This window comes from Mucilaginibacter sp. PPCGB 2223, assembly GCF_001705515.1.
In the GTDB taxonomy this organism is placed as follows: Bacteria; Bacteroidota; Bacteroidia; order Sphingobacteriales; family Sphingobacteriaceae; genus Mucilaginibacter.
Window position 1 is genome coordinate 2,403,486 of record NZ_MDJS01000001.1, and the last position, 14,100, is coordinate 2,417,585.

The 14,100-nt window shown below is 48.0% G+C and carries 8 protein-coding genes; 5 read left to right on the forward strand and 3 right to left on the reverse strand.

The features are described from left to right. Nucleotides 1-435: 435 nt before the first annotated feature. From BEL04_RS10445 to BEL04_RS10455, 3 genes are all read left to right on the forward strand, one after another. On the forward strand, nucleotides 436-3,525 hold the full coding sequence (locus tag BEL04_RS10445) for a SusC/RagA family TonB-linked outer membrane protein (RefSeq protein WP_066003068.1): 3,090 nt from the start codon (nucleotides 436-438) through the stop codon (nucleotides 3,523-3,525). Nucleotides 3,526-3,543: 18 nt separating this feature from the next. Next, nucleotides 3,544-5,514: a RagB/SusD family nutrient uptake outer membrane protein gene (locus BEL04_RS10450; protein WP_066003069.1), complete on the forward strand. Its 1,971-nt coding sequence runs from the start codon at nucleotides 3,544-3,546 to the stop codon at nucleotides 5,512-5,514. 175 nt (nucleotides 5,515-5,689) lie between these two features. Further along, entirely contained in the window at nucleotides 5,690-7,315 is a 1,626-nt protein-coding gene (locus BEL04_RS10455; protein ID WP_066003071.1) for an endo-1,4-beta-xylanase, read from the forward strand. A 61-nt stretch (nucleotides 7,316-7,376) separates the two neighbouring features. Here the strand turns inward: BEL04_RS10455 and BEL04_RS10460 are convergent, their stop codons facing one another. The 3 genes from BEL04_RS10460 to BEL04_RS10470 all read right to left on the reverse strand — a co-directional run bounded on the left by BEL04_RS10460 (nucleotide 7,377) and on the right by BEL04_RS10470 (nucleotide 11,810). Further along, on the reverse strand, nucleotides 7,377-8,810 hold the full coding sequence (locus BEL04_RS10460) for an amidohydrolase family protein (RefSeq protein WP_066003074.1): 1,434 nt from the start codon (nucleotides 8,808-8,810) through the stop codon (nucleotides 7,377-7,379). 138 nt (nucleotides 8,811-8,948) lie between these two features. Next, entirely contained in the window at nucleotides 8,949-10,142 is a 1,194-nt protein-coding gene (uxuA, locus tag BEL04_RS10465) for a mannonate dehydratase (RefSeq protein ID WP_066003084.1), read from the reverse strand. 69 nt (nucleotides 10,143-10,211) lie between these two features. Continuing rightward, the gene (locus BEL04_RS10470) at nucleotides 10,212-11,810 is read right to left on the reverse strand and encodes a glycoside hydrolase (RefSeq protein WP_066003085.1); all 1,599 of its coding nucleotides are present in this window, start codon (nucleotides 11,808-11,810) and stop codon (nucleotides 10,212-10,214) included. A gap of 239 nt (nucleotides 11,811-12,049) precedes the next feature. Here BEL04_RS10470 and BEL04_RS10475 point away from each other — a divergent pair, with 239 nt between their 5' ends. Beyond that, the gene (locus BEL04_RS10475; RefSeq protein WP_066003086.1) at nucleotides 12,050-13,078 is read left to right on the forward strand and encodes a LacI family DNA-binding transcriptional regulator; all 1,029 of its coding nucleotides are present in this window, start codon (nucleotides 12,050-12,052) and stop codon (nucleotides 13,076-13,078) included. Between the two features lie 137 nt (nucleotides 13,079-13,215). Further along, the gene (locus BEL04_RS10480; protein WP_066003087.1) at nucleotides 13,216-14,037 is read left to right on the forward strand and encodes a DUF5995 family protein; all 822 of its coding nucleotides are present in this window, start codon (nucleotides 13,216-13,218) and stop codon (nucleotides 14,035-14,037) included. The last annotated feature ends 63 nt before the right edge of the window (nucleotides 14,038-14,100 follow it).

Here is a 14,100-nt window from a genome sequence, read left to right on the forward strand (position 1 = left end):
AAAATATTTTTTGCAATCGATTGTTTTTTTTAAAAATTTGTTTCTACTTTTACCATACGTTATAACCAATTACACCTTCTTGTTCAGCTTTCGGTTCCGGTAATCGCCCTTCGCAATGACGGGTACAATTACAGCAAACCTTGTTTGGCAGGAAATTTTTATTGAACCAATTAATTAACCCATTTAGATCAATTACTGCATGGAGAAACTTTTATTTACGCAACCCACCGCATCCACTCCCTCGACTATTGAAAGGTTTACACCCGATAGTTTTCACAGTGACCGTACAACGTTCACTGGCAAATCGTGATGAAAAAACTTAATCAACCCAACTCACAACAAAAAGACTAATTAAACGATCAGATTATGAGAAAAATTAAACTCTTAAAATGCTGGAAAACGCTACTTGTTCTCATCTGTAGCTGCTTGTTTTCAATGAGCATATACGCCCAGTCGACAGTCAGCGGTACTGTATCAGACGATAAGGGCGAGCCGATTATTGGCGCCAATGTTAAGATTAAAGGCACAAGTGCCGGAGTGGCTACCGATATCAGCGGCCACTTTTCTATCAAGGTACCAGCCGGCTCATCAACGCTGGTAATATCTTTTATTGGCTATACTCCTCAGGAAGTTGCCATAACCTCAAAAAGCAATAACTTAAAAATCGTGCTTACAGCCGGGGCAAACAACCTCAATGAGGTTGTGGTAGTAGGTTATGGTACATTAAAACGTGAAGATGTTACCGGAACTGTAGCAACAGTAGATTCCAAAGTATTAAAAGAAATACCTGCCTCGAACGTTTTCGAGCAATTAAAGGGCCGGGTAGCCGGTATGGATGTGGTTACCGGGCCTAACGGACCCGTTGTTACTTTAAGAGGTAACCGCACAACCGGAGCCGCGCCCGGAACAGACGGACCACTGATTATTTTAGACGGACAGCCTTATTATAATTCTATCGAAAACATTGACCCGAACAACATTAAAAGCGTAGATGTATTAAAAGGTGCATCTGCCACTGCAATTTATGGTTCACGGGCTTCGGGTGGTGTAATTTTAATTACGACCCTACGCGGCCGTGTGGGGCAAACAATCACTTCTTATGATTCCTACTATGCTGTCAATAAAATAGAAGGGACTTTGACAATGTTGAACGGTACACAATTTGCGCAATTAATAACCGATGCTACGCAAGGAGCCTTGTTGCAAAATAACCAAACCGTTAATAACTATTTTATATCAAATTCGGCCATTGAAAGCAAAGCGCTTGCCGAAGGCATCAGTAGTAATTATGCTAATTTGTTATTGCAAAATGCTTATACCTGGGATCAAAATTTAAGGGTTAGCGCAGGTACCGAGCGTACACAATTTAATATTGGCGTAGGCTACCGTACCAACAACACTGTCGAGCGCAATAATAATTATACCCGGCGGTTATCATTAAACGCTTCTGTTGACCATAAGATAAATGATTACCTGAAATTTGGTTTAACCACCTTAACCACCTTACGGGCAATCAATACCGGTGGTGGAGGGCAATTGCAACAAGCTTATTATATCAGCCCTTTAACCTATCCTTATAAAGCGGACGGTTCTATCAATGGGGCACCACAGTCTGATCTGCAGGACGGAACTTTTGTAAACCCGCTGCTTCCGGGTAATTTGCCAGATCAATATTATAATTATACCCGTGGTTTTGTTAGCAACAATATATTATACGGCGAGCTTACGCCCATAAAACATTTAAAGTATCGCTATACGGTAAATTACAATTTTTCACAATCGTTGCAAGGAACTTATAATGGCCAAAATGGTGTCGACCTTACCACCATTGCTAAAACCAATGCCAGCACTGTCAACAATTATTCTTATCGTGTAAATCAGGAACATTTGCTCACTTACGATAACGTATTTGCGCAAAAACATAGTGTGAACTTTGTTGCCGGCTTCACCAACGAATTGGCCCACACCGAAAATTCAAATATCAGTGCAACCGGTATCCCCTCAGACGCCAACAAGAACTCTAACCTTGGCCTTGCCCAAACCATCACCAACGTTGGCGGCTCATTCCAGGAACAGGGGCTGGTTTCATACGTAGGCCGCTTGAACTATGCCTTTGATCGTAAATACGACCTGACTGCCACCATTCGTTCGGACGCCAACTCGGCCCTGGCAGAAGGGCATCAGCGTACTACTTATCCCTCATTAGGTTTAGGTTGGGTGATCAGCAATGAAAGCTTTATGAAAAAGTTCACTTTTATCGATAACCTGAAATTACGCGGGGGATACGGAGAAACTTCAACTATAACTACTATTGCACCTTATAGTACATTAGGGCAGCTAAACGCGGTTAAATACCAATTTGGCAGCATATCTGCCGGCGATGCCCAAGGTGTTTTGGTAAGTACGCTGGTTAATCCAACCTTAACCTGGCAACGATCGGCAGAATATAACTTAGCTTTAGATTTTGGCGTATTGAACAGCAGGATAACCGGTTCGGTAGAGGTTTATAAAACCACGACTACGGGTATCATCCTGAACAATATTTTACCGGTAACAACCGGCGCCCGTTCGCAACAAACCAATTTGGGAACAAGCGAAGACAGGGGCTTAGAAATTACCTTAAGCAGCGTTAATTTGCAAAATGCGAGAGGCATTAACTGGTCGACCGACTTTAACATCGCCTTTAGCCGCGAGAAAATAGTAAGCCTGCCTAATGGCGGACTGGTTAATATCGGCGCAGGCGAGTTTGTAGGCCAGCCGCTTAATGTTATTTATGATGTGAAGAAATTAGGCATCTGGCAAACCAGCGAGGCGGCACAAGCTGCAGTTTACGGCCAGAAACCGGGGTCAATAAAAGTTGAAGACTTAAACGGCGACGGAAAGATCGATGCTAACGACGATCAGATCATCGGCCATTTTAATCCTAACTATACCTTCGGTTTTACCAACCGCTTCAGCTACAAAAACTTCGACCTGAATATCGTGATCCAGGGCCGTATGGGCTTTACTACCGTAGTGCCTTATGTGTCGTCATCAAACTCGGCAACCAATGGTTGGCAGTTCCTTAACCAGGGGCGCCATAACCAGCCGGTTATTGATTATTGGACACCTACCAACCCTACCAATGCTTTCCCCGAACCCAACTCTTATGCACCGGTGCCGTATTATTCTACCTTGCAATATTATGACGGATCGTTTATCAGGGCGAAAAGCATTAACCTGGGTTATAACGTACCCGGCAACCTGCTGAAGAAAGTAGGTATGAGTTCGTTAAGGATATACGCGAACGTAACCAATCCATTCTTTATTTACGCGCCTGTTACGAAACATGGTTTCTCTGTGCCCGATGCGGAATCTAACTATACTTATAATAACACTGGCGGCGCATCCAATAACCCCGCCGATGTTTCAGCAAGTGGCAATATTGGAGGTGCAAACCAGGGTGGCGGTTTTTTCCGCGGCGTGGGCCTAAGCGCAGGCGAGCAAACGCGTGACTTTATTATAGGAATTAACGCAAGGTTTTAACTTTAGATAAAAATTGACATGAAAATATTAAATAAAAGCAGTTTTATATTAGCGGCGATAGTAGGACTTACGGCAGCTACAGGCTGCAAAAAACTATTGGTAGAGCAGCCCCGCTCAGCTCTTTACCCTGATTACTTTGGCACCGCAGGGGGCGTACAGGCCGCGGTGACCGGTGTATACCAGGATTTGAGATCGACTTTCTCGGGTGAAGGGATTGTATGGTTTTATGACGGCACAGACGAAAACATCCCTGGCGGCAGCGCCGGCAATACTGCGCCTTTATATAATTCGTTCAAAGGCATTACCTCTTCAAACACGCCTGATATCACCGGGTTGTATGTGGATATCAATACGCTTAACGGTGTGTTTCAAAATTCCGCGCTTATTACCGACCCTGTTGCCCGCACACAATTTGTGGCGCAGGCCAAGTTTTTACGTGGCTTCATCTATTTCTTCCTTGTGCAAACTTATGGCGGTGTTACCGCCACCCAAAAAAGCGGTATCCCGTTACATACCACTTTTAATACCCAGGCGGTTTCGTCTGATGCGCCGGCACAACTTACTGACATCTATAACTTGATTATACAGGATTTTACAGATGCAGCAGCGGGTTTGCCCAATACTATTACCAGCACAAATCCGTTTTCGGCAGCAGGCGTCGGGAAAAGCGCTACGGCAGCTACTGCTAACGCTTACCTGGCCAAAGCTTACCTTACCAGGGGTTACACAGAGGCGAAACAGCCTACTGATTTTCAAAAAGCTGCCGACCTCACCGCAGCGCTTATCGCCAATAAAGCCACCTATGGACTGGATTTATGGCAGGATTACTTTGACGCGCACAAGCCCGCTAACGATTACGGTAAAGAAAACATGTTTGCCATCGATTATGGCATTTCCGATCCGTTATATTCCAATTATACACAACAGGGAAATGGCGGGTTCGGTATCAATCAACTTTATGTTTTGCAACGCTTTAACTATGTGGGCCCGGGTGTAGACAACGTTCCCGGCGTCGACGCTGTACCACAAAAAATGGGTGGCAGTGCAGGTATGGTGCGCGATGTATTTAATGGTCGCCCGTTTATACGACTGGCCCCGAACAAGCCCTACACCATGGATGTAGCCTTTGCCGACCAGGTACATGATACGCGTTATGATGCTACTTTCCAAACTTACTGGATATGTACCAACCCCAATGTAACTGCCGGACTGCAAAGCGACCGCGTTACCTCGAAGGGTAAGCTCATTTGTACCTCATCTGGTTTGCCCGGCGGTGCTACTTCTCCGGGTCAAAATGCGTCTATCGTACCATTAGATGGCGATACTGCCATATTGATGCCCGGTGCCGATGTGACGATGGCCCGCCGCGATGCATTTAAAGGATTAATTATTACGCCAAAGCAGTATACAAGTGCTGTTTTCCCAACCGTTAAAAAGTTTGACGACCCAAGGCGTACGGGGATCCTTGACTTGTCGAGCCGCCCGATCATCATGATGCGCTTTTCGGAAGTATACCTGATGAATGCCGAAGCCAATTATATGCTGGGCAACGTGGCAAACGCGGCAACATCGTTAAACGTACTTAGACAGCGGGCCGCATACCGCACCGTTGCCGACGCATCGTTGGTTGCTGCCAACGCGGCTCACGTAACCCCGGCAAATGCTGCAGCGGTTAATGCCGCCAATGCTGCTGCGATGCTTTTAACACCTGCTCAATTAGCGCAATTGGCTATTCCTAACAATACTACCACTACCACCAGTTTGTGCGGTATGGACCTGATATTAGAGGAATACTCGCGCGAATTATATGGCGATCCGCGCCGCTGGTACGATTTGGCGCGCACCCAGCAACTGGTACGCCGTAACCAAATGTATAATCCTAACGGCGCTGCAAACGTACAGCCATATCACATGCGCTGGCCTATACCGCAGCAGCTGATCAACGCTGTATTAACCGGCCCTGCATACCCGCAGAACAACGGTTATTAACCAGGTATCATTTCTAAAAAAAGACAAGGGGCGACCCACCCTCACCCCTTGTCTTTTTCTTTTCGGGCATTAACCCGTTTTCTTCCCCAATTTTTTTAATCGTTAAACTATTGACGACCTATATCCAAGCATATAGCGGCGGGGGAACAACTTGTTGCTAAATCTATCCAAAACCATGAAAAACAATATCAAAAAAGCAGCTATTGCAGCACTGGCAGGGATCACGATCATGGCATCATCGTGCAGCAAAAAAAACGATCCGGGCGCAACAGACAATGGCACCGGCACCACAACCGGAACAACCACTTCTGATACCACAGGTACGCTCAAAGGCTCAACAACCATGAACATCGGCATTGCGGCTACTTACAACCTGGCATCGACCAACTCCGGTTATTGGAACACGGTCAAAAGGGAGGCCGGTTGGGTAACCTTTGGTAATGAGTTAAAAAATGCCTCGGTAATGCAGAATGACGGCTCACTTAACTTTACCACTGCCGACAATTTTTACAACCTGTGCACCAATGCCGGCTTGCAGGTATTTGGCCATACCCTGTGCTGGCACTCGCAGCAAAATACCAATTACCTGAACAGCCTCACAAGCGGCACCACAACATCAGGCACCAACCTCATAAAAAACGGCAGTTTTGAAAGCGGCATCAGTACCAACTGGTTTACCCAGGTGAGCAGCACCGGCGGAGCCGCGGCTACATTTTCGGCTGATAATACGACCGCGCAGGATGGCACACAATCGCTTAAAGTCGTAGTTACTACGCCCGGCCCAAACAGCTACAGCATCCAGGCCGTGAATGATGCTTTTACCGGCACAGGCGGCTCATCGTATAATGTAAGCATGTACATTAAAGGCGCCGGCGCGGTTAAAGTAGTAATGCAGGGTACCCAATATGATGGCGATAATACCTTTACAACAACTTCAACATGGACAAAATACAGCTGGAACATCACCCTCAACTCTGCCGAAACCGCGCCGCAGGTAAGGCTCAACTTTACCACTGCCGGCACTTATAACATCGATAATATAGTTGTTGCTGCTAATACCACGAGCACTTTGCCGCCGGCACAGGTCGCGGCCAATGTTGATACGGCTTTGAAGCGTGCCATTACCGGCATTGTAACTCATTATGCCGGTAAAATTAAAGCCTGGGACGTGGTGAACGAGGCCATCAGTGATAATGGCGGAAACCTGCGCACCAGCGCAAACACACAGGCAGGCAACGGTCAGTTTTTCTGGGCCGATTACCTGGGGCGTAATTTTGGGTTAAAAGCGTTCCAATACGCCAAAGCCGCCGACCCTAACGCACTGTTGTTTATTAACGATTATAATTTGGAATACAGCAATACCAAGCTCGATTCGCTGATAGCCTACGTTAAAGAGCTGCAGGGCAAAGGCGCCAGGATCGACGGTATCGGCACGCAAATGCACATCAGCCTGAATACCACGCAAGCCGGCATCGACAATGCCTTTACCAAACTGGCCGCAACAGGTTTAAAAGTACGTATATCTGAGCTCGACCTGGCGCTCAACACCGGCAAGACAGCCGGCTTTACCGCCAGCCCTGCACAGTTAACACAACAGGCGGCCTTGTACAAATATGTGGTCGACTCGTACCAGCGCATTGTACCCAAGGCGCAGCAGTTCGGCATCACGGTTTGGGGTGTGGCTGATACCGACAGCTGGATCAACACCGCATCATCGCCCGATTTCCCTCTGCTGTTTGATGCGACTTATGCCAAGAAACCGGCTTATTACAGCGTTTTACTTTCCCTGAAAGGGAAATAACGATAAGGTTTAGTTTAGTTTTTGGTTACCCGGGCGCCGACTGGCGGCCCGGGTTGTTTTTTTAGTGCTTAACGGTCTTCAGCAAAGCAGCCAAATCGGCTCTGGTGTAAACCTTTTTGTTAGCAATAACTATATCGACACGGTCGATAGCATTGATATCCCGAAGCGGGTTGTCATCCAACACGATCATATCGGCGCACCTGCCGGGCTGCAGGCTGCCGTAAAAATTACTTACCCCCATAAATTTGGAGCCATTGATCGTTGCGGTTGTCAAAGCTTCAGCCGGGCTTAACCCCGATGCTACCAATTGCTTGATCTCACCGTGTATCGATTCGCCGGGATACACAAACGAATTATATGCGCCGCAATCCGAGCCTGCGATGATGTTAATGCCTGCTTTGTACATCTGCGGAACCATCGCCGCACATTTGGCCTCGAATTTTTTAGTGAACTGCGTACTTTCATCGGATGCACGCTTAGCGCTGCTGACGCGGCCCTGATAAGTAGCCTGTATCTGCGGACTGATATAAGCCAGCAGGCTATCGCGGCTATGATCGGTTTCCTTGATCTCGCCCAGAGTTTTTGAGATGTACAGCGTTGGCGTGATGGTAAAATTTTGCCGGGCAAGATATTTAAATAACCCGGCAGCCTTTGCATCGCTATACGTGCTATAAAGTGCCGGTAAGGCTGCAAATAAACCGATAGGCCGCGGGGTATCCTGGCTTTTGATGATGGCATCGGTAATACTGTCTTCTTGAGCCGAGCAGGCTTTAAACACATAATACAAATGCTCCGAGCCATTGAGGCCAAGGGCGGCCCCATCGGTTAGTTTTGTGGTAAAGGGCATGTGCCCCGTAGTTTTTAAACCGCGTTTGTGTGCTTGCGCGATGATCTCCAGGTAGGCTTCGCGCGATATCTTGCTGTCGTATATTTTTACAAAGTCGGATGGTATGCGTTGCAGCGAATCCAGGGCTTTCGAAATCTGTTCGGGCGTCTGCACTTCAAGCGAGCCGGCCCAGGTAGGCTTCGGCCCATCGAGCTTTGGGCCCGATGTGTAAATATGCGGCCCATCCAGCAAGCCTTGCCCGATATCCCGTCGCCAGGATAATATCGCAGGGGTCATATCGCCACCGCACTCGCGCACGGTGGTTACACCATAGGCCAGGAACAAGGGCAGCAGCGCTTTATTATCGGCTATCATGGCATTGCCGCCCCTAAAGTGCACATGCATATCCCATAAGCCGGGCATCACATATTTACCATGAGCGTCGAGGTACCTTGCGGCTTTGTATTTGGCCAGCATCTTATCGTCATCCACCGCTTTAATAGTGTCGCCGGATATAGCTATCAACCGGTGCGGGATAGTTTTATTACCGGCAACATCAACAATGGTGGCGTTTTTGACTACGAGCGAATACGCCGTTTTGCGCGTTTGGGCAAAAGCGCTACACTGAATGATGCATAACGTAAGGCAGGCGAATAGTACTCTTTTCATACGGATACAAATAATTTCACCTATAAATTTAGGATAATAAATGTATGGTAACAGTTCCCATCTGCATTCTACTATTCGAATAAATCCGAAATCGAAAACGGCGAAGCCCTCAACGCAGTTAATTCGAAATCCGAAATCCTATTGGTACAGCGTCCGCTTAATGCCCATTTCCAGCCCGCGCAGCTCGGCCAGGCCTCTTAACCGGCCGATGACCGAATAGCCCGGATAAGTGTTGTAATTCACATCGTCCAGTATTTTATGCCCATGGTCGGGCCGCATGGGTATGGCTACAATACCTTCGCCGCTATCGGCGCGGCGCTTTTGCTCTTCAATTACATTGCGCATTACGGCATACATATCGGTACTGCCGCCCAGATGATCGGCTTCGAAAAAGCTGCCGTCGGCCTCGCGCTGTACGTTGCGCAGGTGCAAAAAGTGAATATGTTTACCCAGTTTGGCTGCCATTGCCGGCAGATCGTTTTCAGGATTGGCGCCCAGCGAACCGGTGCAAAAAGTAATACCATTAGACGGCGATGGGCAGGAGTTTACCACGTCGAGCAAATCCTCTTCATTGCAAACCACGCGCGGCAGGCCCAGTATCGGGAACGGCGGGTCATCGGGATGGATGCACATTTTGATACCCAGTTCTTCGGCAGTCGGGATGATCCCTTTCAGAAAATAGGCCAGGTTGGCTTTCAGCACTTTGGCATCGGTTTGGGCATATTTTTTCAGGTGCTCTTTAAATTCAGGAATGGTAAAGACCTCATCGGTGCCGGGCAGGCCGGCCATAATGGTATTGGTGAGATAGTTTTTTTCGCTTTCGCTGATGCTATCCAGATAGGCTTTGGCGGCCTGTTGCTGTGCTGGGGTAAACTCATCAAAAGCTTCGGGGCGCTGCAGGATGTACAAATCGAAAGCGGCCAGCGCAGGCGCATCGTAACGCAGGGCCGAAGCATTGTTGGCTAAGCGGTAATCGAGGTTGGTGCGGGTCCAGTCGAGCACGGGCATAAAGTTGTAGCACACGGTTTTAATGCCCGCCTTCGCGAGATTTTTTAAAGTGGTAATGTATTTTTCGATATAGCCGTCGCGCTCAGGTGCCGCGGTTTTGATGCTTTCGTGGATATTGACACTTTCGACCACCGACCATACCAGTCCGGCTTTTTCGATGATGCTTTTACGTTCGCTGATCTCTTCAATGCTCCATACTTCGCCTGCGGGGATGTGGTGCAGGGCGGTAACTATACCGGTAGCGCCGGTTTGACTGATAGCCGCCAGGGTAACCGGGTCGTTAGGCCCGAACCAGCGGAAGGTTTGTTCTAAATTGGGTAACATATGCTTGGTAATAAGCCCCCTCTAAATCTCCCCCGGAAGGGGAGACTTTATGAAAGGCGAGTTCACATTTTAAAGCCCTCCCTTCAGGGGAGGGTTGGGTGGGGCCAACCTCTTCAACTCCACTAAATACACATCGTTCTCCCGCATCGGCAATTCCTTTTCAAATACACCATTGGCCGGAACTTTTACCGTTGTAACCACCGGAGCGCCGTTATTGGCCTGTTTAATTTGCAGCACCTGCTGTTTAGTTAATTGCGATGGCGAATGCATATCGAAATAAGTAGCATAAGCATCGTTGGCGCGGTAACCGGTTTTATATACATACATTTTGTAAGTGCCGGGCTTTAGGTTTTTGACGGATATCCTGGCATTGCCCAGCGTTTTGGCGGGCAGATCGCGTTTGTAAAACACCTGGTCGTTTACCGAATCGCCGGGGTGGGTGATGGTAAAATCCCAGAGCAATAACTGCACGTTGCCATTTTTATCGCGACAGGCAATGCTGTTTTCATCGTTATTCTTCAGTTCGGTATCGCTTAGCCTGTTTAAAAACTCAAAGGCGTAATAAGCCGGTTTTTTAATATCCTGGTAATTAAGCAGGCCGAAACCGCCGTGGAAAGGCGTCATCCTCGGGCCGGCCTCTTCAAAAATATCGGTAAACGTCCAGTACGACATGGAGTTGACCGCACCCGATGCTTTTTTGATCTTATCTAAAATATATGGCGCTTCAAAATAACTGTCGTGTATCGGGTCGGACGGGGTGTACGACGCGCTCCACTCGGTATAATGCAGCTCGAGGTTGGGCATGGCCGAGCTTTTAATCTGTTGCTTTACGCGGAGCATATCGCCCGCGACAGCATCCTTATCCTGGCTGACGATGACGCCCGTAGTACCCGTCTGATCTAAAAAGCCCTGTTTTACGCCATAAGTATGTGTGCTGATGAAATCGACAGGCACTTTATTATCCGCGCAAAAGCCGATCATTTCGGGTATCCAGCCGTTGCCCGCAGTTGCCGGCCCGCCGACGCGGTAATCTTTCGAAACCGATTTGATGGTATTGGCCGTTTCGCGGTAAAGCTTAAAATAATCGGCCTGGTCGCCGCTGAAGAAAAGGTTTTTCAGGTTAGGCTCGTTCCACACCTCGAAGTACCAGGTTTTAACTTCTGCCGCACCGTAACGTTCGGTAAAATGATCCACCAGGTGTTTGATGAGGCCGTTCCACTTCTGATAATCTTTGGGCGGGGTGATATTGCCCCTCCACCAGAAAACGGTTTTGTTGCCGCTGGCCAGGGCGTTGGGCATAAAGCCCAGCTCGACGAAAGGCTTCATGTTGATGCTGAGCAGAAAATCGAACAGCTCATCGATATACTGAAAGTTATACACCGGGTTGCCTCTCCGGTCTTCCTGGTAAACGCCCATATCATCGGTAAGCAAACCGTGGAAGCGGATGTACCTGAAACCGCACCCGGCACGCGTTAACCGCAGTTGCCGTTGCCAGTCGGCGCGCAGGCCTTCGTTGGCGCGCCCCGCTCCTACGCAGAAATTGTAACTGCGGTTAAAGGCGCCTTTTGCCTGCCCGGCATCTACTGTAATTACCCGGTTTTGCTGGGCGAAAGCCGGTTGGCAAACCGCCAGCAGCAGGGCAATAAATAAAGGTTTACAACTATTCATAAACTGACCGTTACGTAGCATTTAAATTACAAAAACCGAAAAATCAGAAAAAGAACTTAATTTAGATTTACTGATCTTAGCCAGGGTGAAAATAGAGACAATAATCGAAATTAAGTAATCGATTGCCTAAAAATATTTTGCCTGTAATTGATTATTTAGTTAAATTAGTTTATATTTAATAGCGCATCGGCAGTCGATATTTTGTAATCGATTTTTGCCGATACCTGCCAAGCTCCTGTATGCACAAACCTGCCAAAGAGATCACGATTTACGATATAGCCGCCAAGCTGAACCTATCGGCCGCCACCGTTAGCCGCAGCCTGAACGATATGCCCGGCGTAAATGCCAAAACCAAAAAAAAGATTGTTGAAACCGCCCGGGCCATGGGCTACAGCTCAAACGCCTTTGCCAGCAACCTGCGCACCAAGCGCAGCAACACCATAGGCGTGATTGTGCCGCGGCTGAACAGTACCTTTATGTCGGACGTGATTGCCGGGATGGAGAAGATTGCCAACGAGGCTAATTACAACCTGATCATCAGCCAATCGCTCGAGACGATGAAGAAAGAGATCAGCAACAGCAAAACCATGTATAACAACCGGGTGGATGGTTTGCTGATTTCGCTTGCTTATGATACCGATAACATCGACCATCTCGAAAACTTCCTCAGCCGCAACATCCCGGTCATCTTTTTCGACCGGATTTATGAGCACCGCACCTGCCCTAATATCCATATCGATAATTTTAAGGCAGCTTACGATATTACCCGCCACCTGATCGACCAGGGCTGCAAGCGCATAGCGCACATAGGCGCCACCGGCCTGCGCAACGTGTACGCCGAGCGCTACAACGGCTATAAAAAAGCTTTGCTGGATAGCGGCCTGCCTGCAGACGATGACCTGCTCATTATAAACGACCTGAGCGCCAAAGCGGGCCAGGAAGCCGGCGAACATATCCTGAAAATGCAACCTATGCCCGATGCCGTTTTTGCCGCTAACGATATTTGCGCCATCAACTGCATGCTGGTGCTCAAACGGGCCGGTATCAAAATACCCGAACAGGTAGCCTTTGCCGGTTTTAACAACGACCCGGCAGCCTGCATCATCGAACCTAACCTCACCACCGTTAACTACAAAGGCTACGAAATGGGCGAAGTTGCTGCCAAGATTTTAATTGACCATTTGACGCAGAATGATAATTTGCGACTGACGCATAGCCTTATATTAAGGCATGAGTTGTTGGTGCGGGGGTCGTCGGTGAGGGGGTGATAAACTATAGCATTTATTCCGCTCATCGAAGTCTCAGATTTCGATGCCTTATGCTGCGGCTCTGAAGCTCGACATACTTCAAACAATATATATTTCATATCTAAAATACTTATCTTAACAGTATTAAACAGCCCAACATGTTTACAACTGCTACTACCATCGATGAAGTTATTGAAAAGCTAACTACTATTATTGCCCAATGCGAGCAGCAACCTGGTAGCCGGCTTGGGTATTTTGCAACCTTGTATTTAAAAGTTACGGCGGCGGTAAAATTGGGTATAGCCAATAACCAGTTTCAAAACGGGCCGCGTATGGAGCAGTTGGATGTAACTTTTGCTAACCGTTACCTCGATGCATACTACCAATGGCAGCAAAAGCAAGAGCCTACGGCATCGTGGAAACTGGCTTTTCAATCGGCGCAAAAGTCGTCGGTTTTGATATTGGAGCACTTGTTACTGGGTATGAGCGCACATATTAACCTCGATCTGGGTATTGCCACTGCACAAACTGTCGGCAGTGCGCCGTTGCAGGATATCCGTCATGATTTTGATATTCTGAACACGATTATCGGCGGCTTAACAAACGGCGTATTGGCAGAGTTGGACCAGGTTTCGCCCCTGCTGTCGTTATTGGGCCTGCATGCGGGTAATACAAATTCGGTGCTCATCCAGTTCAGTATCGAAAATGCGCGCGACGGAGCCTGGTGCTTTGCCGAAGAACTGTATGGCAAAACGGGTGACGATTGGGAACAGGCTATTCGCGGACGCGATCAAAATATCCTACAGGTCGGCAAAAGCCTTATCGGGCAAACCGGCCTGCTGGCATTTACCGTGTGGGTCATCCATATTTTTGAGTGGAAGAATCCTGTAAAAATCATCAGGGCATTATCGGGCACCAAAAAGCAGCATTTTACTGTGGGTAAAAATCTCCCGGCAGCTCCGGTGTCTGTCTCTGGTTGAGGCCAGCCCCCGCTCATCAAAGCACCCCGACTTCGATGCCCTATGACACGAGTCTGAGACTCG

Excerpts from the sequence above, each read along its gene's own strand:
- BEL04_RS10445 (WP_066003068.1), top strand. The coding sequence starts at position 436 with ATGAGCATATACGCCCAGTCGACAGTCAGCGGTACTGTATCAGACGAT.
- BEL04_RS10450 (WP_066003069.1), top strand. The coding sequence starts at position 3,544 with ATGAAAATATTAAATAAAAGCAGTTTTATATTAGCGGCGATAGTAGGA.
- BEL04_RS10455 (WP_066003071.1), top strand. The coding sequence starts at position 5,690 with ATGAAAAACAATATCAAAAAAGCAGCTATTGCAGCACTGGCAGGGATC.
- BEL04_RS10460 (WP_066003074.1), bottom strand. The coding sequence starts at position 8,810 with ATGAAAAGAGTACTATTCGCCTGCCTTACGTTATGCATCATTCAGTGT.
- uxuA (WP_066003084.1), bottom strand. The coding sequence starts at position 10,142 with ATGTTACCCAATTTAGAACAAACCTTCCGCTGGTTCGGGCCTAACGAC.
- BEL04_RS10470 (WP_066003085.1), bottom strand. The coding sequence starts at position 11,810 with ATGAATAGTTGTAAACCTTTATTTATTGCCCTGCTGCTGGCGGTTTGC.
- BEL04_RS10475 (WP_066003086.1), top strand. The coding sequence starts at position 12,050 with ATGCACAAACCTGCCAAAGAGATCACGATTTACGATATAGCCGCCAAG.
- BEL04_RS10480 (WP_066003087.1), top strand. The coding sequence starts at position 13,216 with ATGTTTACAACTGCTACTACCATCGATGAAGTTATTGAAAAGCTAACT.